Annotated in this window: 16 protein-coding genes, 14 tRNA genes and 1 rRNA gene; all 31 read left to right on the forward strand. The window is 42.6% G+C overall.

Translation table 11 applies throughout. The features are described 5' to 3' along the window. Window positions 1-123 (forward strand): 23S ribosomal RNA (locus HED67_RS13890); the annotation flags it as partial. 61 nt (window positions 124-184) lie between these two features. Beyond that, window positions 185-256 (forward strand) — tRNA-Asn (locus HED67_RS13895). 5 nt (window positions 257-261) lie between these two features. Then, window positions 262-333, forward strand: a tRNA-Glu gene (locus HED67_RS13900). A gap of 19 nt (window positions 334-352) precedes the next feature. Beyond that, window positions 353-425, forward strand: a tRNA-Thr gene (locus HED67_RS13905). A gap of 4 nt (window positions 426-429) precedes the next feature. After that, window positions 430-503: transfer RNA gene (locus HED67_RS13910), tRNA-Ile, on the forward strand. Window positions 504-549: 46 nt separating this feature from the next. Next, window positions 550-623: transfer RNA gene (locus HED67_RS13915), tRNA-Asp, on the forward strand. A gap of 7 nt (window positions 624-630) precedes the next feature. Further along, window positions 631-703 (forward strand) — tRNA-Val (locus HED67_RS13920). 48 nt (window positions 704-751) lie between these two features. After that, window positions 752-837 (forward strand) — tRNA-Leu (locus tag HED67_RS13925). Window positions 838-852: 15 nt separating this feature from the next. After that, a tRNA-Arg gene (locus HED67_RS13930) sits at window positions 853-926 on the forward strand. Between the two features lie 259 nt (window positions 927-1,185). Beyond that, window positions 1,186-1,737, forward strand: coding sequence for a DUF5662 family protein (locus HED67_RS13935; protein ID WP_221718687.1), 552 nt, complete (start codon window positions 1,186-1,188; stop codon window positions 1,735-1,737). A 65-nt stretch (window positions 1,738-1,802) separates the two neighbouring features. Further along, window positions 1,803-2,006 carry a hypothetical protein gene (locus HED67_RS13940; RefSeq protein ID WP_178441576.1) on the forward strand — a complete coding sequence of 68 codons (204 nt, stop codon included), beginning with the start codon at window positions 1,803-1,805 and terminating at the stop codon, window positions 2,004-2,006. A gap of 174 nt (window positions 2,007-2,180) precedes the next feature. Continuing rightward, window positions 2,181-2,483 (forward strand): rhodanese-like domain-containing protein, encoded by a 303-nt coding sequence (locus tag HED67_RS13945; protein ID WP_178441575.1) that lies wholly within the window; start codon window positions 2,181-2,183, stop codon window positions 2,481-2,483. A 98-nt stretch (window positions 2,484-2,581) separates the two neighbouring features. Then, window positions 2,582-3,751, forward strand: coding sequence for a THUMP domain-containing class I SAM-dependent RNA methyltransferase (locus HED67_RS13950; RefSeq protein WP_215632296.1), 1,170 nt, complete (start codon window positions 2,582-2,584; stop codon window positions 3,749-3,751). Continuing rightward, entirely contained in the window at window positions 3,748-5,445 is a 1,698-nt protein-coding gene (locus HED67_RS13955; protein WP_246612244.1) for a lectin like domain-containing protein, read from the forward strand. Before HED67_RS13950 ends, HED67_RS13955 begins: the two co-directional genes overlap by 4 nt. 10 nt (window positions 5,446-5,455) lie before the next feature. Next, entirely contained in the window at window positions 5,456-6,064 is a 609-nt protein-coding gene (locus HED67_RS13960; RefSeq protein ID WP_221718688.1) for an XTP/dITP diphosphatase, read from the forward strand. 36 nt (window positions 6,065-6,100) lie between these two features. Beyond that, the gene (locus HED67_RS13965; protein ID WP_178441572.1) at window positions 6,101-6,580 is read left to right on the forward strand and encodes a metallophosphoesterase family protein; all 480 of its coding nucleotides are present in this window, start codon (window positions 6,101-6,103) and stop codon (window positions 6,578-6,580) included. A 157-nt stretch (window positions 6,581-6,737) separates the two neighbouring features. Continuing rightward, a tRNA-Pro gene (locus tag HED67_RS13970) sits at window positions 6,738-6,812 on the forward strand. Between the two features lie 45 nt (window positions 6,813-6,857). Further along, window positions 6,858-6,931 (forward strand) — tRNA-Arg (locus HED67_RS13975). A 30-nt stretch (window positions 6,932-6,961) separates the two neighbouring features. Then, a tRNA-His gene (locus HED67_RS13980) sits at window positions 6,962-7,035 on the forward strand. Between the two features lie 34 nt (window positions 7,036-7,069). Then, window positions 7,070-7,142 (forward strand) — tRNA-Gln (locus HED67_RS13985). Window positions 7,143-7,168: 26 nt separating this feature from the next. Continuing rightward, window positions 7,169-7,241: transfer RNA gene (locus HED67_RS13990), tRNA-Lys, on the forward strand. Between the two features lie 81 nt (window positions 7,242-7,322). Beyond that, window positions 7,323-7,404 (forward strand) — tRNA-Leu (locus HED67_RS13995). 609 nt (window positions 7,405-8,013) lie between these two features. Beyond that, entirely contained in the window at window positions 8,014-8,790 is a 777-nt protein-coding gene (locus HED67_RS14000) for an enoyl-CoA hydratase-related protein (RefSeq protein ID WP_178440504.1), read from the forward strand. Between the two features lie 82 nt (window positions 8,791-8,872). Further along, window positions 8,873-9,709 (forward strand): 3-hydroxyacyl-CoA dehydrogenase family protein, encoded by an 837-nt coding sequence (locus HED67_RS14005; RefSeq protein ID WP_178440506.1) that lies wholly within the window; start codon window positions 8,873-8,875, stop codon window positions 9,707-9,709. 284 nt (window positions 9,710-9,993) lie between these two features. Next, the gene (locus HED67_RS14010) at window positions 9,994-10,236 is read left to right on the forward strand and encodes a helix-turn-helix transcriptional regulator (protein ID WP_178440508.1); all 243 of its coding nucleotides are present in this window, start codon (window positions 9,994-9,996) and stop codon (window positions 10,234-10,236) included. Between the two features lie 126 nt (window positions 10,237-10,362). Then, window positions 10,363-11,640, forward strand: a complete 1,278-nt coding sequence (locus HED67_RS14015) for an adenylosuccinate synthase (protein WP_178440510.1) — start codon at window positions 10,363-10,365, stop codon at window positions 11,638-11,640. A 192-nt stretch (window positions 11,641-11,832) separates the two neighbouring features. Beyond that, complete coding sequence (locus tag HED67_RS14020; RefSeq protein WP_178440512.1) at window positions 11,833-12,492, forward strand: VTC domain-containing protein; 660 nt, start codon at window positions 11,833-11,835, stop codon at window positions 12,490-12,492. 200 nt (window positions 12,493-12,692) lie between these two features. Continuing rightward, on the forward strand, window positions 12,693-16,232 hold the full coding sequence (locus HED67_RS14025; protein ID WP_221718689.1) for a DUF5717 family protein: 3,540 nt from the start codon (window positions 12,693-12,695) through the stop codon (window positions 16,230-16,232). Window positions 16,233-16,244: 12 nt separating this feature from the next. Further along, window positions 16,245-18,386, forward strand: a complete 2,142-nt coding sequence (locus tag HED67_RS14030; protein WP_221718690.1) for a DUF5716 family protein — start codon at window positions 16,245-16,247, stop codon at window positions 18,384-18,386. A 65-nt stretch (window positions 18,387-18,451) separates the two neighbouring features. After that, complete coding sequence (locus HED67_RS14035) at window positions 18,452-19,192, forward strand: esterase family protein (RefSeq protein WP_221718691.1); 741 nt, start codon at window positions 18,452-18,454, stop codon at window positions 19,190-19,192. 352 nt (window positions 19,193-19,544) lie between these two features. Further along, a complete protein-coding gene (locus tag HED67_RS14040; RefSeq protein WP_221718692.1) occupies window positions 19,545-20,816 on the forward strand; it encodes a zinc-binding dehydrogenase in 1,272 nt (423 codons plus the stop codon). The last annotated feature ends 21 nt before the right edge of the window (window positions 20,817-20,837 follow it).

Genomic DNA, 20,837 nt, shown 5'->3' on the forward strand with positions numbered 1-20,837 from the left:
AAGATAAGATCTCTCATTCGGAAGAAGTAAGACCCCTTGAAGACGACGAGGTAGATAGGGCAGGGGTGGAAGGGCAGTAATGTCCGGAGCTGACTGTTACTAATCGGTCGAGGGCTTGACCAAAATGGTTCTAAAGAATGTGTTTAGTTGATATGCAGTTTTGAAGGTGCAAGCCTTTCAACTTTCCTCGATAGCTCAATGGTAGAGCACTCGGCTGTTAACCGAGTTGTTGCAGGTTCGAGCCCCGCTCGGGGAGTTGATGGCCTCGTGGTCAAGCGGTTAAGACACCGCCCTTTCACGGCGGTAACACGGGTTCGAATCCCGTCGAGGTCATTTAGTCAGAATTATTCGTGCCGATGTGGCTCAATTGGCAGAGCAGCTGATTTGTAATCAGCAGGTTATCGGTTCGAGTCCGATCATCGGCTTTTTGGACCTTTAGCTCAGTTGGTTAGAGCAACCGGCTCATAACCGGTCGGTCCCGGGTTCGAGTCCCTGAAGGTCCATTTTACCCGGGTATAAATTCTGGTCCAAACAAAAAACGACTATTATGGCCTAGTGGCTCAGTTGGTTAGAGCGCCGCCCTGTCACGGCGGAGGTCACGGGTTCGAGTCCCGTCTGGGTCGTTTATATGGAATCTTAGCTCAGCTGGGAGAGCATCTGCCTTACAAGCAGAGGGTCATAGGTTCGAGCCCTATAGGTTCCATTCAATGCAGAGTAATTTGCATTTATGCCTTTGCAGGCATTGACAAATGCCGGCGTGGCGGAACTGGCAGACGCACAGGACTTAAAATCCTGCGGACCTAATCGTCCGTACCGGTTCGATTCCGGTCGCCGGCATTTAAAATCAGATATGTGTGTGTAGCTCAGCTGGATAGAGCACTTGGCTACGGACCAAGGTGTCGGGGGTTCGAATCCTCTCACGCACGTTAGTAACAAAAAGAGACAGGACTAGATGTCCTGTCTCTTTTTGTTACGAGCCGAGGCGGATGATACGAACCTGTGAATAATCACGGGTTCGTATCTCGCCTCTGGCTCGGTCGTTGCTGAACAGGCGCCACTGGCACCTAGCTCTTCGTTTCACTCCGGTCGGTGCTAACGGAAGTCCACTGGCCTTCCAGCGCCCTCTCACGCACAGATATTAGGAGTGTTGTGTATTTACAAATTTTTTATGGAGGTGCTGCAGATATGAGGAAGCTTTTGGTGGCTTGGCATCATTTTAAGACAATTACGACGCATAGAATTTTGGTGATGCAGGGATGTTTCAGGATGGGGCTGTACTGGCAGGGGCTGACCCATGATCTCTCGAAGTATTCTCTGACGGAGTTTAAGACAGGAGTTGAATATTATCAGGGAAATAAAAGCCCCAATGCAGCTGAAAGGGAGGATAAGGGCTATTCAGAGGCATGGCTGCATCATAAGGGAAGAAACAGACATCATTATGAATATTGGACGGATGTGACGAAGGATCGCAGTCTTGGTATTGTTGGAATCAAGATGCCGGTCAGATATGTAGCTGAGATGTTTGCAGATCGTGTGGCTGCATGCAAAACTTATGAAAAAGACAGGTATACAACGATGAGTCCCTGGAGATACTATAAAAAGACGAAAGATTATATTACGATCCATCCCGAGACACGCAGGCTTTTAGAGCGCTTATTGAAGATGCTGGCTGTTAGGGGAGAGGATGAGGTATACCGTTATTTGAGATATCTGATCAGAGTCAAAAAAACTTATTGAAAAACACATAAAAAACGAAATGATGGCCATACTATTTTCGTACCATAACAAAGGAGGTTGATAGTATGGCAAAGAGTAGAACAAGCTACAACAATAAGACATCTGATTGCAGTAACAATGCGAATAGTACAAACAGCACGAATTGCAGTCACGATGCGAGAGATAAGTCAGAGAACGACACAAGAAATAGTTACAAGAACAACACAAGAAACAGTTACAAGAATACCAGAGATGCTGTAAGAAATAGTGAAGATTCAGAAGATGCGTAAGATTCAGAGGATAAGCCATTCAGAAGATAAGTAAAAGAGTTTAGACGGCTGCCGCGGCCCATTTGACTGCGGCAGCTTTTGGTTTGTATGTGAATTTTATTACATCAAAAAGAGCATCCTGCGTCAAGTACATACTTTATAACATATGATAGAAATAAAAGGATTATAGGGAATATGGCATTTCAATTAATTTCTGCAAGGGAAGCGCAAAAGCTGATGAAATTTTCAGATTATGTCGTGATAGATATGCGTAATCATGGAGAATATGACAGGGGACATATTGCAGGTGCGATCAATTTGCCCTATCAATTTCTGGATCAATATATAGAGAAGCTTCCGGAAAACAGACATTATATTCTTTATTGCAGTCATGGTTCCGCCAGCATGATCGCCGGGAGAAAGATGTCAGATGCAGGCCTGGATGTTTTAAGTATAGGTGGTGGAATTTTATCATACAGAGGACGTTTATTTGTATAAAAAGGAAAAATTCAGAAATTACGCAAGGCGTGTCTTGCCTGTAAATTATAAAAAGTATATACTAAAGATTGAAGCCGAGCAGACAGAGGAGAAGAAGAATGAAAAATAATACATTTGAATATGTTGTACCATGTCATTTTGGCATGGAAGCCGTACTTAAAAGAGAAATAATGACACTGGGATATGAAATTGTCAATGTGGCGGATGGCAGAGTGACCTTCAGAGGAGATGAGACAGCTATTGCCCGGGCAAATATTTTTTTAAGAACAGCAGAAAGAGTTCTGCTCTGCGTAGGCAGATTTAAAGCCAGAACCTTTGATGAACTTTTTGAAGCAACAAAGGCAATTCCGTGGGGAGATTATATCCCGGTTAACGGCAAATTCTGGGTAAAGAAGGCTTCGACAGCAAAGAGTCAGTTATTTAGCAGTTCAGATATTCAGTCTATTGTGAAAAAAGCAATTGTTGAACGTCTGAAGATGACATACAGAGTGGATTGGTTCAAAGAAGATGGTGACGAGTATCCGCTGAGGGTATTCATTTTTAAAGATGAAGTTACAATCGCACTGGATACAACAGGAGAGTCACTTCATAAGAGAGGATACAGAAAGCTGACTGGCAAAGCGCCGGTATCAGAGACATTGGCGGCGGCCCTGATCATGTTGACACCATGGAATAAAGATCGTATTCTTGTGGATCCTTTCTGCGGCAGCGGTACCTTTCCGATTGAGGCAGCTATGATCGGTGCCAATATTGCACCGGGTATGAATCGTGAGTTTACAGCTGAGGCGTGGAAGCATCTTTTGCCTAGAAAGGGCTGGTACGATGCGGTGACGGAGGCGAATGATCTGATACGCAATGATGTGGAGATGCGTATTCAGGGTTATGATATTGATGGAGAAGTAATCAAAGTAGCCATGGCCAACGCGAGAGAAGCAGGTGTGGATCATCTGATTCATTTTCAGCAGCGTCCGGTGAGTGAGCTACGTCATCCGAAGAAATATGGTTTTATTATTACAAATCCTCCATATGGTGAACGTCTTGAGGAGAAGGAAGCCCTACCGGCACTGTATACGGATATCGGCAATGCATTCAGACATCTGGACAGCTGGTCCTATTATGTATTAACTTCCTATGAAGATGCAGAACGTTATATTGGCAGGAAGGCTGATAAAAATCGCAAGATTTATAATGGCATGATCAAAACATATTTCTATCAGTTTATGGGACCAAAGCCACCGAAGAAAGTGGATAACAGGAGGTTCAATTGAAACACTTAAAGCGTTTCATTATTTTGGCAGTTGTTCTGGGAATAGGGAGTCTTCTATTGATGCGGACGCCTGCCACACAATTTCGCGGTCAGGATTCTTTGGAATTGACACGACATTACAATTCAATAAAGGCAGAGGACATTAACAGCAGAGCGATTGAACTCTATATTGATGACCAGAAATTTGAGAGAGATGACAGTGACAAGATCTGGATGTCGGACAATATGGCATTAATGGTTCCGGGGGATCTTGTGAATGATCTTTTTAGATGTACAGTGGCCTGGCTGGATGATGGCAAGATTGAATTAACGAAAGATAAAAAGCAATGGATCATTGATACCAGGCGTAATCTGATTCAAATCGATGGCAAATGGAAGGAGTCAGACGCAGTTGAAATGGATGACAGCGGAAACGTATGCCTTTCAGTCAATGAACTGGCAGATTATTTTGGTTACGGGTATCAGTGGGATGACGAGATGAACACAGCCAAATTGGAAACGCCGGAGGAGGATTCGGAGCCGCTTCCGGCAAAATATGACCTGAGAGAATACGGAAGAGTTTCAGAAGTAAGAGATCAGGGAAGCTGGGGAACCTGTTGGGCATTTGCAGCCTTATCCGCATTGGAATCATCGCTGCTTCCGAATCAGAAATGGGAATTTTCAGTGGATCATCTGGCGATGGATAATGGTTTTAATGCCAGACTGGATGATGGCGGGGATTATAATATGGCATTGGCCTATATGACCAGCTGGACGGGTCCGGTGACAGAAAAACAGGATCCATATGGCGATGGAAAGTATGAAGAAGATCTTAGTGCAGCTGTACATCTTCAGGATGCGGTCATTATTAATGAGAGGGATTTTGATCAGATCAAAAAACTGATCATGACCTATGGTGCTGTTCAGTCAGCCATTTATTCCCAGCCGGATATCCGGTCACTCAGTGAATATTACAGTGAAGAGAATGCGGCCTATTATTACCCGGAAAGACAGGAATGCAACCATGATATCGATATCATTGGATGGGATGATCATTATCCTAAGGAGAATTTTGTGACTCAGCCTGAAGGAGATGGGGCTTTCATTTGCAAGAACAGTTGGGGAGCAGATTTTGGCCAGAATGGATTTTTTTATATTTCTTATTATGATCAGAATATAGGTGTTTATGGTGTGGCCTACACAGGTGTGGAATCTGCGGACAATTATGATCAGATTTATCAGTCGGATCTTCTCGGATGGACAGGATCAATTGGTTATAATGAACCGCTGGCATGGTTTTCAAGCGTCTATCAGGCTGAGCAAACAAGCACTGTGCAGGCAGCAGGTTTTTATGCGACAGATGCTGACACATATTACGATATTTATCTGGTAGAGAATTTTGAGGGGATAGAGGATATGGATCGGAGAGTTCTCCTTCAGAGCGGTTATATCGAGGACAAAGGTTATTACACGATCCCTCTTAGGAATCAGCAGATTGTGGAGGGTGGAGAGCGATTTGCAGTTATCGTGCAGATTTATACGAAGGGTTCATCGCATCCTGTTGCCATTGAGTATGCATCCAATGAACTGACATCGGCGGCGGATATCACCGATGGAGAAAGCTACATGAGTTACAATGGAAATCTATGGAGCCATATGGAGACTGCATCGGCATGCAATGCCTGTCTCAAAGTTTATACGGATGATGCAGAATAAAGGAGAAATTATGCAGAGAATTATATTTGCAACAACCAATGAGAATAAAATGAAAGAAATCAGGGAAATCCTTTCTGATTTTCCTGTGGAGATTTTTTCATTGCAAGAAGCAGGAATTAAAGCAGATATTGATGAGAATGGAAGCAGTTTTGAAGAGAATGCGGCAATTAAGGCTGAGGCCATTGAAAAGATGACAGGGGCGATTGTTCTGGCGGATGATTCAGGTCTTGAAATTGATTATCTGAATGGTGAACCGGGAATCTATTCAGCACGCTATATGGGAGAAGAGACGTCTTACCATGTGAAGAATGCTCATCTTATTGAGCGGCTGAAGGGAGTACCGGATGAACAAAGAACGGCAAGATTTGTTTGTTGTGTGGCAGCAGCTTTTCCGGATCGGGAGACAGCTGTTGTCAGAGGGACGATAGAAGGACGTATCGGCTATAAGGAAGAAGGGGAGAATGGTTTTGGCTATGATCCTATCTTCTATGTGCCGGAATATGGCTGTACAACAGCCTCTATGTCGTCAGAGGCTAAGAATGCCATCAGTCACAGAGGAAAGGCGCTGCAGCTCATTAAACCGGTTATAGGCGCTTATCTGAATGCAAAAGACCAATAAAAATGACAGCATTATTTTAGAAGGCAGAGGGGATATATGAAAGTACTTCTGGTCAGTGATTCGCATGGAAGAAATCAGAATATGGAAAAAGTCATCCGAAAAGTAAGTCCCATTGATCTGTTGATCCATCTGGGAGATCTGGAGGGCAGTGAGGGCTATCTGGAGGCTATTGCACCCTGTCCGGTTGAAATGGTGGCAGGAAATAATGACTTCTTCTCAAGGCTCCCGAGGGAGAAGGTAATTACAATCGGCCGGCATCAGGTCTTTATTACCCATGGCCATAACCATTATGTGAATTACGGCTATGAGGAACTGAGAGCAGCAGCGAAGGCAAAGGGATGTGAGTATGCTTTTTTTGGACATATTCACAGACCGGTGTTGGATGATACAGAAGAGGTAACGGTTGTTAATCCGGGAAGTATCTCCCTGCCAAGACAGGATAACCGCAGACCTTCCTATGCCATTCTTGACGTGAACAGGAAGGGAGACTTCAATATCGAAATCTATTATCTCTAGGAAGGATATTTCTTTTAAGGTGCCGAAGAAAGGCCTTTTTTGCTGAATTATACATGCAAAATAAAAAATTTAAAAAAATTTAAAAAAAGGGTTGACATTTTGGTGTTTGTAATATAGAATATATCTTGCGTCACGGATGAATACGCTGCTGATGAAACGGGGTGTGGCTCAGCTTGGCTAGAGCGCTTGATTTGGGATCAAGAGGTCGCAGGTTCGAATCCTGTCACCCCGATGATGTATGATTTACATCAAAATATAACATTGTTTTTTTGAATATGAGTCTGTAGCTCAGCTGGATAGAGCAACGGCCTTCTAAGCCGTGGGTCGGGGGTTCGAATCCCTTCAGGCTCGTTTCTCTTTGCTTAATTGCAAAGAGGTATGGTGGGTATAGCGCAGTTGGTTAGCGCGCCAGATTGTGGCTCTGGAGGCCCAGGGTTCGAATCCCTGTATCCACCTTCATAGAACTGATGTAAGTTTTATGCAGGACTTTGGGCTATCGCCAAGCGGTAAGGCACAGGACTTTGACTCCTGCATTACGTTGGTTCGAATCCAACTAGCCCAGCTTATTGGGTGAATTGAATAGAATATGGGATATTAGCTCAGTTGGTAGAGCACTAGACTTTTAATCTAGGTGTCCCGGGTTCGAGCCCCGGATGTCTCATTTGAACAAGCCTGTTAAGGCTTGTTTTTCTTTCCTGAAAGATGCAGCGGATGCAGCTCGGGAATAATTTCATAATGTTATGCGGATATGGCGGAACTGGCAGACGCGCCAGACTTAGGATCTGGTGGGGTACCCCGTGCAGGTTCGATTCCTGTTATCCGCATTTTTTAAAGGCAAGAGCAGATCACATTCTGTTTTCTGCCTTTTTTGTTTTTTGTCACAGTTGATTTTGGGAGAAGCTGCGTGAGAAAACTGATTCGATAATAAAATGACAGACAATCGTATTGTTTTGTGGCAAAAAAACGACAATAAATAAGCAGCATCTGTTTGTGTCAGAAAGTAATTGGCGTGCGAACAATTTAAATAAAAAGGCGGCTCACAGAGGCTGACGATAGATGAAAATATAGAAAATATAGGGATTATGACGATAAGGGGATAGACAGAAGGTTATCCTTCAGGGAAGGACATCGCAGCAGATCAGATCAGTTGAAATACAGGGAATTTTGGAGGGGGGAATGTTGAAATATCGGTGCTTTTAGGCTTTTTTACGCGAGAAATTGACAAATACTTAACTTTTAAATTGGTTGGGCCTCTGCGTTTTGAAATTTGTAAATAGGTAAAATGGCTGTAAAACAAAGGGAAAGAATCTGATTTTTTACATGAAGTATCTAAAAAATTTCGTAAAATTGAAGATTAGCTATTTACTTATTAGTAAATGTGTTGTAGAATAAGGATGAAGGTAAAAATTCAACACAGAAAGGGAGTTAAAAAAATGTCAACCGTATTATATGAAGTAAAAGGTAATATTGCTATTCTTACTATTAGCCGTGAAAAAGCTCTTAATGCTTTAAATTCAGAGGTTCTGAATGATCTGGATGCAGCTCTCGATGCAGTAGATGTTAACGCTGTCAGAGCACTGATCATCACAGGTGCCGGCAAGAAATCTTTCGTAGCTGGTGCTGATATCGGTGAAATGAGCACATTAACACCAGAAGAAGGTGAAGCTTTCGGTAAGAAAGGTAATGACGTATTCAGAAAGATTGAAACATTCCCTATTCCAGTAATTGCTGCAGTTAATGGTTTCGCATTAGGCGGCGGTAATGAAATCTGCATGAGCTGTGATATCCGTATCTGTTCTGACAATGCTATCTTCGGTCAGCCAGAAGCTGGACTTGGTATTACACCTGGTTTCGGCGGTACACAGAGACTTGCTCGTATCATCGCTCCTGGTTTAGCTAAAGAAATCATTTACTCAACAAAGAATATCGATGCTGCAAAGGCTAAAGAAGTTGGCCTTGTAAATGAAGTTTATACACAGGATGAATTACTTCCAGCAGCTGAAAAGCTTGCTAATAAGATTGCTAAGAATGCACCTATCGCTGTTCGTGCTTGTAAGAAAGCTATCAACGAAGGTCTTGATCTTCCGATGGACGAAGCTATCGTACTTGAAGAGAAACTGTTCGGCAGCTGCTTCAAGACACATGACCAGATCGAAGGTATGGATGCATTCCTTACAAAACGTAAAGAGAAAAACTTCATCAACGCTTAATTTATTAAGTACATAATTAGAGCGGCTGTGCTGCTGCACAGCCGTAGTGTGCTATATATTTGTTATAGGAGGTATTAGTCCAATGAAAGTAGGAGTTATTGGCGCAGGTACAATGGGTTCAGGTATCGCGCAGACATTTGCACAGACAGATGGTTATGAAGTTGTATTATGTGATATTTCTGAGAGACTTGCAGAAGGCGGTAAAGCGAAGATCGCGAAAGGTCTTAACAAGAAAGTAGCTAAAGGTAAGATGGCTCAGGAAGCAGCAGACGCTATTTTAGGTAAGATCACAACAGGTCTTATGGATAAATGTGCAGATTGTGATCTGATCGTTGAAGCTGCATACGAGGATCTTGGCGTTAAACATGAAATGTTCAAAGAATTAGACGTTATCTGCAAACCAGAAACAATCTTCGCATCTAATACCTCTTCCCTTTCTATCACAGAAATCGGAGCAGGCGTTAACAGACCAGTTGTTGGTATGCATTTCTTCAATCCGGCACCGGTTATGAAACTGATCGAAGTTATTGCAGGTCTTAATACACCTGATGAAACAGTTGAGAAGATTAAAGAGATTTCAGTTTCTATCGGTAAGACACCTGTACAGGTTAAAGAAGCTGCTGGTTTCGTTGTAAACAGAATTCTTATTCCTATGATCAATGAAGCAGTTGGTATCTATGCTGACGGTGTTGCTGATGTTGAAGGTATTGATACAGCTATGAAACTTGGTGCAAACCATCCAATGGGACCTCTTGCATTAGGTGACTTAGTTGGTCTTGATATCTGTCTTGCAATCATGAATGTTCTTTACACAGAGACAGGCGATTCCAAATATCGTCCTCATCCACTGTTAAGAAAGATGGTTCGTGGTGGTAAACTTGGTCAGAAGACTGGCGAAGGTTTCTACAAATATAACTAATTATCATTGATCGGTGTAATATGTTGACAGGCCTTTAGGACCGGTTCAGATTATTGATCAAATAATAGCTGCTGTATATTCGGATTTGGCGCTGAATATACAGCAGTTTTTGTATGCCTGTAAGGAGAAAATGTTTGCTAAAAAAGTTACTTTTTGCAAGTGGACTATTGAAATGAAACTCGGTTTTTGGTAATATTGAATGGGAAAATGATTCGATCATTGACAAAAGTCAATTTTGTTAATTATGCCAAATTGATGGATTATACACATGGAGGACATTTCACATGAATGAACGAAGACTTGAACTAGAGGGTGAAATAGAAAGGATGAAACAGCGGTTGAGCTACAACATCAAACGTTATCGTAAACTCAGCCGGGTTTCTCAACAGGCACTGGCAGATATGTGCGGATTGCATAGAACCTATATATCGGATCTTGAGAATGCAAAATGCAACCCAACACTTAGCGTACTGATGGTTTTGGCAGATTGTCTCAATGTTCAGTTGGAAGATTTACTGAAAGAGTAATAAAATGTAAATCTGCTATTTACTTTTGGTGGAATATAGCATAAAATAATAGAGTATTATAGACAGGATTTACAAAGAAATACATGCATTGAGTATGTAAAAACATATAAGGAGCTGAGTTAGTTTATGGTTAGAGCAATCGTTGGAGCGAACTGGGGAGATGAAGGTAAAGGCAAGATTACAGATATGTTGGCCGAGGATTCAGATATTATTATCCGTTTCCAGGGCGGCAGCAATGCCGGTCATACAATTATTAATGATTACGGCAAATTTGCATTACATCTTCTGCCATCTGGTGTCTTTTACAATCATACCACAAGTGTCATCGGTAATGGCGTGGCATTGAACATCCCATACCTGATTAAGGAATTGGAGAGTCTGACATCCAGAAATGTACCAATGCCGAAGATTCTTGTATCAGATCGTGCACAGATTCTGATGCCATATCATATTTTATTAGATGCTTATGAAGAAGAAAGACTTGGAGGCAAATCCTTCGGTTCAACGAAGTCAGGTATTGCACCATTTTATTCTGATAAATATGCAAAGATTGGTTTTCAGGTAAATGAGCTCTTCGATGAGGAAGGCCTCAAGGACAAGGTTTATAGTGTTGTAGAGACTAAGAATGTACTGATCGAGCATCTGTACCACAAGGAGAAGCTTGATCCGGAAGAAATCTATCAGACACTGCTTGAGTATAGAGATATGATCAAACCTTTTGTATGTGATACATCTGTATACTTACATCAGGCACTGAAAGAGAATAAGAGAATTCTTCTTGAAGGTCAGCTCGGTTCTCTGAAGGACCCGGATTTTGGTATTTATCCGATGGTTACATCTTCACCTACACTGGCATCTTACGGTGCTATTGGTGCCGGTATTCCGGGATATGAGATCAAGGATGTTATCACAGTTGTTAAAGCTTATTCAAGTGCAGTTGGTGCCGGCGAATTCGTATCTGAGATTTTTGGTGAGGAAGCTGATGAACTCAGAAAGCGCGGCGGTGACGGCGGTGAATTTGGTGCAACAACAGGCCGTCCAAGACGTATGGGTTGGTTTGATGCGGTTGCTTCAAGATATGGCTGCCGTGTACAGGGTGCGACGGAAGTTGCACTTACAGTACTGGATGTACTTGGTTATCTTGATGAGCTGCCGGTATGTATCGGTTATGAGATTGATGGTGAAGTGACAAGAGACTTCCCTACAACTCATCTGCTCAAGAAAGCAAAACCTGTTTATACAACATTACCGGGTTGGAAGTGCGATATCCGTGGTATTACGAAGTATGAAGATCTTCCTGAGAACTGCCGTAAGTACATTGAATTCATTGAGAAAGAGCTGGAAGTTCCGATCACAATGGTATCCAATGGACCGGGTCGTCATGAAATCATCAAACGTAAATAAACTAATAAAATATTTCTAAAATATAAGATAAAGACTGTTTCGGCAGTCTTTATTTTTTTAGAAATATTTTAGCCTTTCCTCATGAGAAATACACAATTGTATCGTACAATAAATATGTCAAATCAAGAACAGACAGTGCTGCGGATGGAAGGAGAAGGACATCCGTTTGGAAAGGGAAAGGTGAGAATATAAGTGTTTGACAAAATGTATTATGAAGAGAACAATATTATTCCAAAGAAGGAGTATAACAATATAATCAATACTTTACATAAAGAGAAGAAGTTCAGACCAGCCAGGATTTCTGTTGTACGAAAGATATTTTTCAATAGAGAGATCAATTATCTGTCAGATGCGGTCAGTGTGAATCACGGGAACTCAGACAGCTATTGTATTATGATGACCGACTGGCAGACGGACCGGTTGATTCTCGAGAAGAAGTGCAGGAGAGAAGGCCTTATCTCCAAGAGTTATCTGAAGCTGTCAGAGAGGCAGTTTGAACAGATTCTGGATGGTGATTATGAATGGATGGCTGCTTCCAGAGAAAGTATATTGAGAGATTTTTATCTTCAGCTAACGATCAATCAGATGAGACCTGGGGTTGTTGTGGATTACGAGCGTCAGGCCTTTCGGATGAACAGCAAGAAGGAATATATGATTTTTGATCTGGCTATCCGATCTACGTATCTTTTCACCAAAGATACAATATTGAGCCCATTGTTGAAACAGACAGAGCGCCTGGGGAAGAATCAGGTGGCTATGACTTACAAACAGATGGCAGAATTGCCGGGCTTTATTTATCGTATGACAGGAATTGAGCAGAAGAATCAGCAGCTACTCCCTGAATTTGCATAAACATCAGAAAAAGAACAAAAGAAAAGGATGTCCCATGATAGATGACAGGATCTGACAGTGATGGGACATCTTTTTTTGACGTCTACAGATTGAAGAGAACCCTATTTAGTGATAAAATACATTATGCGAAACAGAATTCAAGTTGAACAGATAGGTCGAATAGATAGTGAATGAATGGGAAGAAAAGAAGGTGAGAGAACGTGAAAGAAAAAATTCAGCTATTATCAAGAGGTGTATTTGAGTATGAGAATCCGAATATAGAGATATCGGAGAAAGAGATAGAACTGGAAGTGGAATTTGGCAGTCGGTATACAGGGGCTATTCAGTTGAATAGCCGTAATCATATTGAAATACGTGCCATGGTTTTCTCATCGAATAAGTGGATGCAGTGTCTGGAGTCAACGATTATAGGAACATCAGGGAGCATACATTATGTTTTTGATACACAGGCTCTGGAGATTGGAGAAGTGTGTGATGGTTGCTTTTACGTTGTCAGCAATGGCGGTGAGATAACTGTCCCGTACAGAGTGAAGGTATGTGCACCATTTTGCACCACCAGTATGGGGGACATCAATGATCTGGATCAGTTTGCGGCTTTGGCCAGAGATAATTGGGCGGAAGCTTTGAAGATTTTTAAGACACTGGAATTTGAACGGGTCTTTCTGAACAATAAGAAGAACAGACAGATTTACGCAACGCTGATCAAAGGTCAGGATGTGTCTCTGGCTATGGAAGAATTTTTATGTACGGTGAAGCGAAAACAACCAGTACAGATCAGAGTGTCCCAGGAGTTGATTGAATTTGAGAATCTTAGTCATACAGTCAGCGAACGTCTGCTGATCGAGAAGAGTCAGTGGGGACATGTGAAGATCCAGGTGTCTGCTGATGGTGATTTCATCAAAGTTTATAAGCAGACGGTAACGGATGAGGATTTTCTGGGCAGCTATTATCAGCTGGAATATCAGATCATTCCGGGAGCTAATTCAATTCATACAGGAGAAATCATATTAGAGACATTAAACCAGAGAATTGTGGTGCCGGTCTGCTGCAGAAGGACCAAGGTAAAAGATGAAGATTACATTGAGCGTAAGTCTCTGAAGGATTCCTGGATGCATTTGCGCAGGCGATATCTGGCCTACGAATTGCATCAGATTACCAGAGAGCAGATGATATCGGATGCCCGGGAGGATATTAATGGCTGCTTAAACAACAGCAAAGACATTATCTACAAGGTTATTGAAGCGGATTTTCTTCGTATGGAAGGAAATATAGAAGAAGCGCGGTTGATTTTGGAGACGATCAACGGCAGAGAACTGCGATACCGTTCAGCGGTTTCATACAGCTATTTTCTTTATGTGAATGCTCTTTGCCGACAGGAAGAACAATATACAGAATATGTTCGCGATTCAATCCGGTTTTATACAGAGGGTCAGTATCATGACAGATGGGAATTATTCTATATGCTGATGAAACTGGATACAAGAGAGTCGCAGCACCAGACCAGAGATTTCAGACAGATCAAAGAACTTTATGACCACCGGATGGTAGGCGGTGTTATGTATCTGGAGGCAGCGAAGATCATCAATGAGGATCCTTCTCTGATTCGAGAGATGGGTGATTTTGAGATCAGCTTATTTTTGTGGGGAATGCGCCATGACTGTCTGAATCGGGAAACTATTTTCAGGTTTGCGGACCTTGTTCTTCGCATGAGAAGCTATCATGGAGCATGTCTTCATGCCATGATCGAAATGTGCTCGATTTATGAGACAAAGAATATTCTTTCTGCCGTGCTTCATTTGCTGATTCTGGGAGAGAAGAAAGAGAAGGTCTACCATCAGTGGTATGAACTGGGCATCAAGTCTTCGATTAAGATGCCGGAGCTGTATGAATATTATATGGCAACACTGGATATGGCTTCATGTAAGAAGCTGCCGGTGCCTGTATTGATTTATTTTCAGTATGATAATCATCTGCAGCTTGATCAGAAAGCGTTCCTTTTCCGTTATGTCATTGAGCATAGAGATCAATTGGACAGGCTTTTTACAGCTTATGATGGCATTATCCGGGCATTTACATTTGAACAGCTGCAGAACGGTGTGATTAATGAGGATATCGTGGTTTTATATGATCATTATCTGACAAAAGAAGCGATGACGCCGCACGTTGTCAAAGCGATGCCGGCAGTTATTTTCAAACATCATATCCATTGTGACCATCCGGGAATTAAGGGTGTAGTGGTAGATTATTCAGAACTGGGTGAAGAGAATTATTACCCTTTTGTTCATGGAGAGGCTTATGTGGATCTTTATATGGATGACTATAGGATCGTGCTTGTGGATGCCAAGGGTGGGCGTTATATGTCCACAATTCCATATACGACAGGCAGACTGATGGATGTTGGTAAGTACATCAAAATTTGTTATGAACAGGGAAGAGACAACAAGATGCTTGTTCTTAATAGAAGTGAACGGGCGTTAAAATATCAGATGATGGATGATGTTTCAATTGAAACTTATAAATGTGTCTTGAAGCTTCAGGATGTCAGCCGTCATTATCAGAAGACAATTCTTAAAAACCTGATTGATTATTACTATGATAATTATGAAGGAGAGACATTGGAGAAGTATCTTCTTCAGCTGGATATTCATCTGCTTGGGCATTCCGAACGCAGTCACATCATTGAGTATTTTATTCAAAGAGGACTGTTTGATAAAGCTTATGAGGCCATCAGGGAGTATGGCTATGAGGGAATTCAGGATAAGCGGGTTATGCGTCTTTGCTCAAGGGTGATCCGGGAGAAAGATTTTGAGAAGGATGATCTGCTTGTAGAACTGTCTTATTTTGCGTTCTCAAATGGCAAATACGATGAGACGACGCTCCAGTATCTGATTTTGTTCTATGCCGGAACAACAGAAGGTCTGTATGCGATATGGAAAGCGGCCGGAGATTTTGAAGTACCGGCTGCACAGTTAGAAGAACGATTGCTGTGTGAGATTTTATTTACAGAAAATCATGTGGCAGAAGGATGTGAAGTTTTTGCTTCATATTATAACGACCATCCGGGACACAGACTGACAAGAGCATTTCTTGGCTATTACGGATACCATTATCTGGTTCATGGACAGACAGCCGGAGAGAAGATTTTTCAGATTATGGAAATTGAGCTGGATCAGCTCGAGAATGCGAGGAATGTCTGTGCGCTTGCACTGCTGCAGTATTATTCAGAGGCAGAGCATGTGGAACCGGAATTTTATGAACGGCTGCAGCATGAAGTATCTGCATTTATGGACAAAGGGATCCTGCTTCCGTTTTTCAAAAAATATGCCGGTGATGCAGAGGTTCCGGGAGAACTGGCGGATTTTATGTATGCGGAATATCATACAAGCCCGAAATCTGCAGTGACGATTTATTACCGCCCGGCAGATCAGGAGAGTGCAGAGTGGATACATGAACCAATGCGGCATATTCTCGGCGGCATTTTTATTAAAACTTTCCAGTTATTTGATGGAGAGGCGGTCGAATATTATATTGCCGAGCAGGATGGAGAACAGCTTAAGACCGGTGATAAGAAGAGGCTTGCTGCACCGCGGTCATCGAATCAGTGGCCGGGGACAGGTGTGGAATTGTTGAGCCGAATGCATCAGGCAATTCAGGCCGAGGATGATCAGGCAGTGGATGAACTGATTCGTTCTTATGAGCGTGTCAATGAGATGACAGATCAGTTATTTGAGTTGAAATAGGAGACACAGAGAATGGAAAAACAAAAGTTGATGGTTGGATACGATCTGTGTACAGACTATTCGCAGATCAGTTATTACAATATAGAGAAAGATGAACCGGATTCTGTTGAACTGGACGGACAGGCGGAAATCCCTACCGTGCTCTGCAGGCTGTTTGCCGGTGACGAATGGCTGGTGGGGCAGCAGGCAGTGAAAGCGGCACAGGAGGGAAAGGGTGTTCCGGTCAGGAACTTTACGACGCACATCGCCGATGACCCGATGGTGGATGTAGCCGGTGAACGGATGGAGAAGTCTGGCCTTATCAGCATTTTTCTGACAAAGACGCTTAAGGCGATAGAGAATGTCAGTGCGTCGGCGGAAATAGGCTTTATAACGATTACCATGGAAGATATTGATCTGGCGGCAGCGGATGCGCTGAAAAGGGCGATTGCATCCATGGGGATGGATGCAAAATTACTGGCATTGGAGAGCCACCGTCTGAGTTATGAATATTATGCACTGTCACAGCGAAGAGAGCTCTGGACGCATGATGTGGGATTGTTTGAATATGACAGACATGGCCTGAGATATCATCATTTAAGTGTTTCATGGAAACATCATCCGCCGGTAGTGACCGCAGAGACAACGGAGCTGAAACAATATCTGGATGGGCATGAATTGTCAGATCAGGTACCGCCGGAGATGGACAGAAAATTTCTTGAGGCCATCAAAGAAGTTTCTGCCAGAAGAACGATCTCAACTTATTATCTTATGGGAGAAGGCTTTGCTGAAGCAGGATCCGGCAAAAGCTGGATGAATCTTTCGTTGAAGCAGCTGTGCGCTATGAAGCGTCATGTCTTTGTAGGTCAGAATCTTTATGCCAGAGGTGCCTGCTATCACAGTTATGATCAGGGCGCGCTTGGAAAGAAGCCGGGATTTGCAGCAGCCAATGCAGGTTTGTTGACAAAGGATATTTATCTGCGTTCTGTACATAAGCATGCGCCCCGGAAACTGGTTCTGGCAGCGTCAGGAACGCCGTGGTATAGTGCTGTTTCGAAAACGGCGATTATTATTGATGACCAGGAACAGCTGATTATTAGAATGAGAGATCCGCTGACTAATTTTGAACAGACAGAAGTCTTACAGTTGGATGATTTGCCGGAGAGGCCGCCGAAGACGACAAAATTACTCATTGAGACATCTTTTCAGTCAGAGACAAGCTGCCGTATTAGGATTACAGATATTGGATTTGGTGAGATTTTTGCGGCAACAGGCAAAGTATGGGAGGAACAGTTTGATATCACTGAAGCGGCAGCAGTCCCTTTGCAAGCGGGGAAGGAGTCGGTCATTGAAGCAACGATGCCGTTGGAAGTTTTTCCGTTAGACATGAAGATGTCAGGGACACGCATCTTTTCACTGGAGGAATTATGTTGGTATCTCTCAAAGAACGTTTATGTTACGACATACGATCTTTTCGATGAGAAAATGTTTTTCTGGATGGACAAAATTACCGGGAATCATTCTCTGGCATTGGCCATTGCCAATTACAAATCTGCCGGAAAGTCATTGAAGGAGATTGTCCGATTGCTTTTGAATGCTGTGGATTATCTTGACAATGGTGAGATTGCCAGAATTTATAATAAACTGACGGAGATGGAGAACCAGAATCCGCTGGAACAGATGCGGCTTGCGGCAGATAATTATAATCGTTATGGTCATTATATGGCAGCACTGAAAAACTATCACCATGTTGTTTATCAGATGTCGCACGATTATGAAGAAGAGATGACAAGACAGTTTAAGGCGGACACATGGCATAATATGGGGTTGGCATTTTTGAAGCTGCACAATTTAAAATGTGCGGCGGAATGTATGGAGAATGCGTTTGAGTTGGTAAAAACACAGGAATTTCTGGCACCGTATATGTATGTGTTGGAATTGATGGGAGATCATGAGAGAATTCTGGCACTGATCCGTCAGGAAGAGATTACGCCGGATATCAGTGATGCGATTCTTAACCGGTACAAAGAGGCTGAGAATCAGTGCAGGGACTCAGAGTCCAACAAAAAGGTTCAGACCGGACTGGCATTTAGAAACAGCACTTCACCTGAGAAATATAGGGACTTTGTCAGAGATTATCTGGAACAGCAGAAGAAAAATTATGATCTGTCTTAGTCAATATTAGAGCAGCAGAAGCAGTGCTGCAGGAGATGCAGATCGGATAGAAAGGTTTTATAAAAATGGAAAGACATTATTATACACAATACAGTGAAAATCTTCAAAGAGAGATGCATGTACTGGTTTATGGCTATACGGGGGTACCGATTATTGTATTCCCGTGTCAGGACAGTATGTGTGATAATTTTGAGAATTTCGGCATGATCGATGTGCTTCAGGATTATATTGATGGTGGAAAAATTCAGCTCTTTTCCGTTGATACGGTGGATAAGGAGAGCTGGTCCGACATATGGGGCGATAAGGGCTATCGTGCCTGGATGCAGGAATGCTATTATCATTATATCGTAGATGAAGTCCTTCCGATGGTACATGAGATCAACGGTACGGGACAGTTGCCGCTGACACTGGGCTGCAGCCTGGGCGCAACCCACGCAGCCATTGTATTCTTCAGAAGACCGGATCTGTTCGGCGGTGTGCTTGGTATGTCCGGCTGTTATGATGCCACTTATTTTACAGATGGTTGGTGCGATGAGAATCTGTACAATAATTCTCCGGTTCATTTTCTGGAGAACATGGCTTCAGATCATCCATATATTCAGTTGTATAATGAGAGGAAAATCATTCTCTGTGTAGGACAGGGCAACTGGGAGAGTGAGGGAATCCGTACAACGGGTCAGATGTCAGATATCTTCTACAGAAAAGGTATCCATGGATGGACAGATTTCTGGGGATATGATGTGGATCATGACTGGCCATGGTGGAAAAAGCAGATTCGCTATTTCCTGCCGTTTCTTGTTGATTAATAACATCCTTATAAGACGCAAAAGCTCCGGCTTTTCTTTTAATTAAGAAAGGCCGGAGCTTTTTGCAGTGTTATTCCAACAATTTAACATAGAAAAAACAAACTGTCAATTCAAAAGTTAAAACTTTTGAAGTAAAAAAATAAGTTAAAAATTTGTGCACTTTTATGCGAAAACAACCGTTGACTTTTAGGAGATAGAGGCATATTATAAGTGTAACAGCTGTTGAAACAAAAGCGATAAACTTTCAAAACAACAATCGAACAAAAAAGTCATATCAGCAGCAATAAATTTTCAACTTTGTTGTTGCAAAAGTCAAAAAACGGGAATAACATAGTAGAAAGGAGCTTTTATTATGAAGGCAAGAGGCGTAAGATTACACGCAGCAAATGATTTGAGACTGGAGGAGTTTGAACTTCCTGAGATTACAGATGATGAGATCCTTGTAAAGGTTGTTTCAGACAGCATTTGTATGTCAACTTACAAATGTGCGATTCTGGGAACAGAGCACAAGAGAGTACATGAGGATGTTGCAGAGCATCCGGCCATTATGGGACATGAATTTGCAGGTGATATTGTAAAGGTAGGTAAGAACCATCAGGATCAGTTCAAACCAGGCATGAAATTTACACTTCAGCCGGCTCTGAACTACAAAGGAACAATGTGGAGCCCTGGCTACTCCTATGAATTCTTTGGCGGAGATACAACTTACTGTGTGATCCCTGCTGAGGTTATGGAACTGGGATGTCTGTTGGAGTACAAAGGCCGTGCTTACTATGAGGCTTCCCTGGCAGAACCGATGTCCTGCAGTATTGGTGCTTTCCATGCAGCTTATCATACACAGATGGGCGTTTATACACATGAGATGGGCATCAAGAAAAACGGAAAGCTGGCCATTATGGCGGGTGCGGGTCCTATGGGACTTGGTGCACTGACCTATGCGCTGCATCGTGATGTACGACCTTCCATGGTTGTTGTTACAGATCTGAATCAGGATCGTCTGGATCGTGCAGAAGAGCTGTTTCCTGTTGAGACATATAAGAAGGAAGGTATCGAACTTCATTTTGTAAACACAGGCAAATTCGAAGATCCTGTTGCAGAACTGATCAGAATCTCCGGTGGTACAGGCTACGATGATGTTTTTTGCTATGCACCGGTTGCTGCAGTTGTGAAACAGTCCAGTGACATTCTTGGCAGAGATGGCTGTCTGAACTTTTTTGCAGGACCAACTGACAAGAACTTCAGTGCAACCATGAATTTCTACGATGTTCATTATAATTCAACACATGTTATGGGGACAACAGGCGGTAATACAGCAGATATGATTGAGTCCCTTGAACTGACAGCAGCAAAACGCATTAATCCGGCAGTTATGGTCACACATATCGGTGGTCTTGATGCAGCTGCAGAGACAACATTGAATCTTCCGAAGATTCCGGGCGGCAAGAAGCTGATCTATACACATTTGTCCATGCCTTTAACCGCACTGGATGAATTGCGTAAGGCGGCAGAAGAGAGAAATGATGACCGCTATGCAGCACTGGCAGATATTGTGGAGTCTCATCAGGGATTATGGTGTCCTGAAGCTGAAGAATATTTACTTGCAAACTTTATTACAGAAGAATAGAAACCGTCAGAATGCTCTGAT

This window comes from Pseudocoprococcus catus (assembly GCF_019734885.1).
In the GTDB taxonomy this organism is placed as follows: Bacteria; Bacillota; Clostridia; order Lachnospirales; family Lachnospiraceae; genus Coprococcus_A; species Coprococcus_A catus.